The sequence below is a fragment of the Ideonella sp. B508-1 genome (assembly GCF_000333615.1).
Classification (GTDB): Bacteria; Pseudomonadota; Gammaproteobacteria; order Burkholderiales; family Burkholderiaceae_C; genus Ideonella.
The window spans coordinates 1-6,108 of the sequence record NZ_BADL01000607.1 but is presented as its reverse complement, the minus strand read 5'-3'; the positions used below and the strand labels follow the sequence as shown (position 1 = coordinate 6,108).

Annotated in this window: 6 protein-coding genes; all 6 read left to right on the top strand. The window is 70.1% G+C overall.

Features of this window, described 5'->3' with window-relative positions:
- Positions 1 to 702 (top strand): CaiB/BaiF CoA-transferase family protein (locus I73_RS30355; protein WP_022982971.1); only part of this gene is annotated, 702 nt, incomplete at its 5' end.
- A 182-nt stretch (positions 703 to 884) separates the two neighbouring features.
- Positions 885 to 1,658, top strand: coding sequence for a ferredoxin--NADP reductase (locus tag I73_RS24115; RefSeq protein ID WP_022982970.1), 774 nt, complete (start codon positions 885 to 887; stop codon positions 1,656 to 1,658).
- 147 nt (positions 1,659 to 1,805) lie between these two features.
- On the top strand, positions 1,806 to 3,371 hold the full coding sequence (locus I73_RS30350; protein ID WP_083877055.1) for an efflux transporter outer membrane subunit: 1,566 nt from the start codon (positions 1,806 to 1,808) through the stop codon (positions 3,369 to 3,371).
- Entirely contained in the window at positions 3,368 to 4,672 is a 1,305-nt protein-coding gene (locus I73_RS24105; RefSeq protein ID WP_022982968.1) for an efflux RND transporter periplasmic adaptor subunit, read from the top strand. Before I73_RS30350 ends, I73_RS24105 begins: the two co-directional genes overlap by 4 nt.
- Positions 4,669 to 5,421 carry an ABC transporter ATP-binding protein gene (locus I73_RS24100; RefSeq protein WP_022982967.1) on the top strand — a complete coding sequence of 251 codons (753 nt, stop codon included), beginning with the start codon at positions 4,669 to 4,671 and terminating at the stop codon, positions 5,419 to 5,421. Before I73_RS24105 ends, I73_RS24100 begins: the two co-directional genes overlap by 4 nt.
- Positions 5,421 to 6,108 (top strand): ABC transporter permease (locus I73_RS24095; protein WP_022982966.1); only part of this gene is annotated, 688 nt, incomplete at its 3' end. The genes I73_RS24100 and I73_RS24095, both read left to right, overlap by 1 nt.

Sequence of the window (6,108 nt, the reverse complement as noted above, 5' to 3'; positions counted from 1 at the left end):
GGCCGCGCCGACCACGAGGAAGGCGCCGGCCCGCAAAAGGTAGGTGTGGCCCTGGTGGACATCATGACCGGGCTGTACGCCACCATCGGGGTGCTGGCCGCGNTGCGCCACCGCGACGCCACCGGCAAAGGCCAGCACATCGACCTGGCCCTGCTGGACGTGCAGGTGGCCGCACTGGCCAACCAGGCCGCCAACTACCTGACCAGCGGCGTCGCGCCCAAGCGCATGGGCAACGCCCACCCCAACATCGTCCCCTACCAGGACTTCCCCACCGCCGACGGCGACATGATCCTGGCCATCGGCAACGACAGCCAGTTCGCCAAGTTCTGCGCCGTGGCCGGCCACCCGGAATGGGCCACGGACGAGCGCTTTGCCACCAACCCGGCCCGCGTGGCCCACCGGGCCGTGCTGATCCCCCTGTTGCGTCAGGCCACCGTGATGCGCAGCACCGCCGAATGGATCGCCGCGCTGGAAGACGCCGGGGTGCCCTGCGGCCCCATCAACCGGCTCAACGAGGTCTTTGCCGACCCGCAGGTGCTGGCCCGCGGGCTGAAGGTGGACATGCCCCACCCCCAGTTCGGCAGCGTGCCCCTGGTGGCCAACCCGATCCGCCTGTCGGCCACCCCCGTGCAGTACCGGGTGGCGCCGCCCACCTTGGACGAGCATGGTGCCGCCGTGCTGCGGGATTGGCTGGGGCGCTGATCCCTCGACGGATGCAGGCCCCACAAGGGGCTCCATCTTGCCTTGCGTCAAGACAAACGCGCAGGAGTTGACCCTGCGCAGTTCCGCGGATACAGCTTGAGCGACAATTCAGGGTTTTCCGCCAGGCGACGTTCGGGCCCTGGCCTGTTGTCCACCCCCCTTTGTCCCAGGATCCGACAAGAATGAGTGCCTTCCACGAAGAGCGCGTGCTGAGCGTGCACCACTGGACCGACCGGCTGTTCAGCTTCACCACCACCCGCGACACCGGCCTGCGCTTCTCGAACGGCCACTTCACGATGATCGGCCTGAAGGTCGACGGCAAGCCGCTGCTGCGCGCCTACTCCATCGTCAGCCCCAACTACGAAGAGCACCTCGAGTTCCTGAGCATCAAGGTGCAGGACGGCCCGCTGACCTCGCGTCTGCAGCACATCAAGGTGGGCGACCACATCATCGTCGGCAAGAAGCCCACCGGCACGCTGCTGATCGACTACCTGGTGCCGGGCAAGCGCCTGTACCTGCTGTCCACCGGCACCGGTCTGGCGCCATTCATGAGCATCATCCGCGACCCGGACACCTACGAGAAGTTCGAGCAGGTCGTGCTGGTGCACGGCGTGCGCCAGGTCAACGAACTGGCCTACCACGACTACATCACCCAGGAGCTGCCCCAGCACGAATTCCTGGGAGAGATGATCAGCAAGCAGCTGCTCTACTACCCCACCGTCACCCGTGAGCCCTACAAGCATCAGGGCCGCGTGACCACCGTGATCGAGAACGGCCAGCTGGCCAACGATCTGGGCATCCCCCAGCTCAATGCCGCCGAGGACCGCGTGATGATCTGCGGCTCCCCCGAGATGCTGCGCGACCTGAAGACCATGATGGAAGTGCGCGGCCTGAAGGAAGGCAGCACCACCACGCCAGGCGATTTCGTCATCGAGCGCGCCTTCGTGAGCCAGTGAGTCGCGTGCCGCGGGCATCGACCAAGGCCGCCTTCGGGCGGCTTTTTTCATGGTTGACCCACATGGGCGAATTGACTCACGTCAATCGATACAGCATTGCGCCCCCGGCGGGCGTGGCCTTGGGGGCCCGCATGAATATGATGGTCCATGGCTTGCCGATTGGTCCATCCCTTGGCGCCCCCTGCCCCGCCCCGGGGCTCGACGACCCGATCGCCGCGCGGTCCGCTCCGTCTGCTGCCCCTGGCCCTGTGCCTGACGCTGGGCTGCCTCGTTGGCCCCGGCCAGGCGGCGGAATCCCCCCCGGCTGAAGCCTCCGCCGACATGGCCGCTCCCCTGCCTGCGGCCTGGCAGAACGCCGGCCCTCACGGCAGCACCGCGGCGGACGATGCCATGCTCATCCACTGGTGGGAGCAGTTCGACGACCCCTTGCTGCAGGGCCTGATCCGGGAAGCCCTGGCGCGCAACCCCGACCTGCGTTCGGCCCGCGCCACGCTGGCCCAGGCCCAGGCCAGCCGATCCGTCATCGCCGCCGGAGCTCAGCCGCAGTTGTCGACGCCAGCCTCGGCCACCCGCAGCCGGGTGGACAGCAGCGACAGCAGGCTCTACAAGGTCGGGGTCAGCGCCAGCTGGGAACTCGACTGGAACCATGCCATCGAGGCCGGCGTCCAGTCCGCCGACGCCACCATGCGCAGCGCGGCCGACGACCTGGCCACGGCCCGCATGGTCATCACCTCCGAGGTCGCCCTGGCCTATTTCCAATGGCGGGGTGCCCAGTGGCGACAGCGCGTGGCGCGTGCCAACCTGGACTCCCTGGAAGAAACCCGGCAGTTGGTGGACTGGAAAGCCCAGGCCGGGCTTCTCAGCCAGCTCGATCAGGACCAGGCCCGCCAGAGCAGCGAGCAGACCCGCGCCGCCTGGGTTGCCGCGCACACCGAGGTGACGCAGGACACGCACCTGCTGGCCCAGCTGACCGGCCGCACCCCCGCCGACATGGGCAGCACGCTGGACGAGGATGGCCGCTGGCCCGCTGCCGATGCCCTGATCGCCCGCCTGCAGGTGGGCGTGCCGGCCGACCTGCTGCGCCGCCGGCCAGACCTCCGGTCGGCCGAGGCCCTGGTCGTGGCACGGTGGTACGGCATGGTGCAGACCCGCCGCGAAGGCGAACCCACTTTTGCGCTGACCGGCTCGCTGGGCCTGCAGGCCACCGCGCTGAAGGCCATCACCAGTGGTGGGGCCGCGCTGGTGACCGCCCTGGGCCTGAACATCGACTGGCCGATCTGGGAGGCTGGCAAGCGCGAGGCCCTGGTGGCCGAACAGCGTGCCGCCTGGGAACTGACCCGCATCACTTACGAATCGGCACTGCTGGTGGCCGTGCAGGACGTGGAAGATGCCCTGGTGGCCACGCGGGACAGCGTGGACCGGTGCCAGGCCTTGCAGACGGCCACCGAGGCCGCCCAGCGCGTGGTCGACACCCAGCGCCAGCGGCACGAAGCCGGCCTGATCGACACCGCCACCTTGCTGGACAGCCAGCGCATCCTGCTGGGGCTGCAGACGAGCCTGGCCAGCGCGCGCACCGACCAGGCCCAGTCGCTGGTCCGCCTGTACAAATCGCTCGGCGGTGGATGGTCGGAAGAAGACATCCCCACGGCCACGGCACCGGCTCCCCGGCCATCGGGCAACCCGCTGAGCGCCCTCTTCCGGAACGAACCATGACCGACGCTGCCCCCTCCCCGTCCGAAGCCTCCACGCTGCCCGCCTGGCTGCAGGGCGACCAGCGTCCACTCTGGAAGCGTCCCGGCCCCTGGCTGATCGCCGGCGTGATGGTGCTGCTGATCGGCGGCGGGCTGGCCTGGGCGCGCCACCGCGCCGCCCAGCAGGCCCCGCGCTACATCACCGAGCCCCTGGCCCGCGGCGATCTGGCCCTGAACGTCTCGGCCGATGGCACGCTGGAGCCCACCCGCTCGGTCAACATCGGCAGCGAACTCTCCGGCACCGTGGCCCAGGTGCTGGTGGACGTGAACGACCGCGTGCGCAAGGGCCAGGTGATGGTGGAACTGGACACCTCTAAGTTCCAGGACCAGGTCAAGCTCTCCCAGGGGGCGCTGGAAAGCGCCCGGGCCTCGGTGCTGCAGGCCCAGGCCACGGTGAAGGAGTCCCGCGTGGCCCTGCAGCGCCTGCAGGAGGTCGGGCGTCTGTCGGGCGGCAAGGTCCCGGCCGCCACCGATATGGATTCGGCCCAGGCCGCGCTGGACCGGGCCGTGGCCGCCGAGGCCGCCGCGCGCGCCGCGGTCGTGCAGGCCGAGGCCACCTTGCGCACCAACCAGACCAACCTCACCAAGGCCGCCATCCGCTCGCCCATCGACGGTGTGGTGCTGACCCGCTCGGTGGAGCCCGGCAACGCGGTGGCCGCCTCCCTGCAGGCCGTCACCCTGTTCACCGTGGCCGAGGACCTCCGCCACATGAAGCTCTCGGTCAACGTGGACGAGGCCGATGTCGGCCAGATCCAGGTCGGCCAGAAGGCCCAGTTCACCGTCAGTGCCTGGCCCAACCGCAAGTACCCGGCCGTCATCACCCGCGTGGCCTACGGCTCCACCATCACCGACAACGTGGTGACCTACACCACCGACCTGGAGGTGGCCAACCCCGACCTGACGCTGCGCCCGGGCATGACCGCCACCGCCACCATCGCCGCCACCGAGCACAAGAACGTGCTGTTGGTGCCGCGCAGCGCGCTCAACTTCTCGCCCACGGCCGCCAGCGCCAAAGCGGCCTCGGGCAGCAAGGGCATCGTCTCGATGCTGATCCCCCGCCCGCCCAGCAGCGGCACCCGCAGCGCCCGCAGCGACGAACGCAGCGGCAGCACCCGCCAGATCTGGGTGCTGGTGGACGGGCAGCCCAAGGCGGTCGACGTGCAGCTGGGCCTGAGCAACGGCCGCCAGACCGAGGTCAGCGGGCCGGGCCTGCGGGCCGGCATGGCCGTGATCACCGAGCAACAGAGCGGCAACGCACCGTGAGCACCCCTGCGCCCCAGCCGGCCGAGGCGCCACCCCTGATCCGCCTGCGCGGGGTCACCAAGACCTACGGCAAGGGCGCCATCGCCTTCCAGGCCCTCAAGGGCGTGGACCTGGACGTGCAGCGCGGTGAGTTCGTCGCCATCATGGGCCCCAGCGGCTCGGGCAAATCCACCGTGATGAACGTGCTGGGCTGCCTGGACACGCCCAGCAGCGGCGAATACCTCTTCGACGGCATCCATGTGGAGCGGCTGGACCGCGATGCCCGCGCCCGCCTGCGCCGCCACCAGCTGGGCTTCGTGTTCCAGGGCTTCAACCTGCTGGCCCGCACCTCGGCGCTGGAGAACGTGGAGCTGCCCCTGCTCTACCGCGGCACGCCCACGGCCGAACGCCACGCCGCCGGCCGCGCCGCGCTGGCGCAGGTGGGGCTGGCGGGCTGGGAGGGCCACACCCCTGGCGAACTCTCGGGCGGCCAGCAGCAGCGCGTGGCCATCGCCCGGGCCATCGTCACCCAGCCCGCCGTGCTGCTGGCCGACGAACCCACCGGCAACCTCGACAGCGCCCGCAGCCAGGAGATCATGGCCCTGCTGGCCGAGCTCAACCGGAGCGGCATCACCGTGCTGATGGTGACCCACGAGCCGGACATGGCCGCCTGGGCCCACCGGGTGGTGCATTTCCGTGACGGCCGCATCGAGCGCGACGAGGCGCAGACGCCGGTCACGGCCGCGCCGCCTCAGGAGGAAGCCGCCTGATGTGGGCCAGTTCCATCCTGCTGGCCCTGCGGGCCATCCGGCGCAACCTGCTGCGCTCCTTCCTGACCGTGTTAGGCATCGTCATCGGCGTGGCCGCGGTGATCACCATGGTGACCGTGGGCAACGGCGCCACCCAGGCGGTGCGCGACCAGATCAGCAGCCTGGGCAGCAACCTGCTGCAGGTGCGGCCCGGCCAGCGCCTGGGCCCGGGGCTGAACACGGCCGGCGCGCCGCCCTTCAAGGAGGCCGATGTCGAAGCCATCTCGGCGCAGATCGGCGGCCTCAAGGCCGTGGCCCCCGAGGTGCGCTCGGCCGTCACCGTGGTGGCCAATGGCAAGAACTGGTCGACCACCGTCACCGGCAGCACCAACGCCTACTTCCTCACCAACAACTGGAACCTGGCCGCCGGCCGGGTCTTCAGCGACGAGGAACAGGCGGCTGGCGCCGCGGTCTGCGTCATCGGCGCCACCGTGCAGCGCGAGCTCTTCGGCGCCAGCAGCAACCCGCTGGGCGAGCAGTTGCGGGTCAAGGCCTTCTCCTGCCAGATCGTCGGCCTGCTGGCCCCCAAGGGGCAGGCCGCCATGGGCATCGACCAGGACGACACGGTGATCGTGCCGCTGCGCACCGCCCAGCGGCGGGTCACCGGCAGCAACAAGATCAATACCCTCTTGATCTCGATGCAAGAAG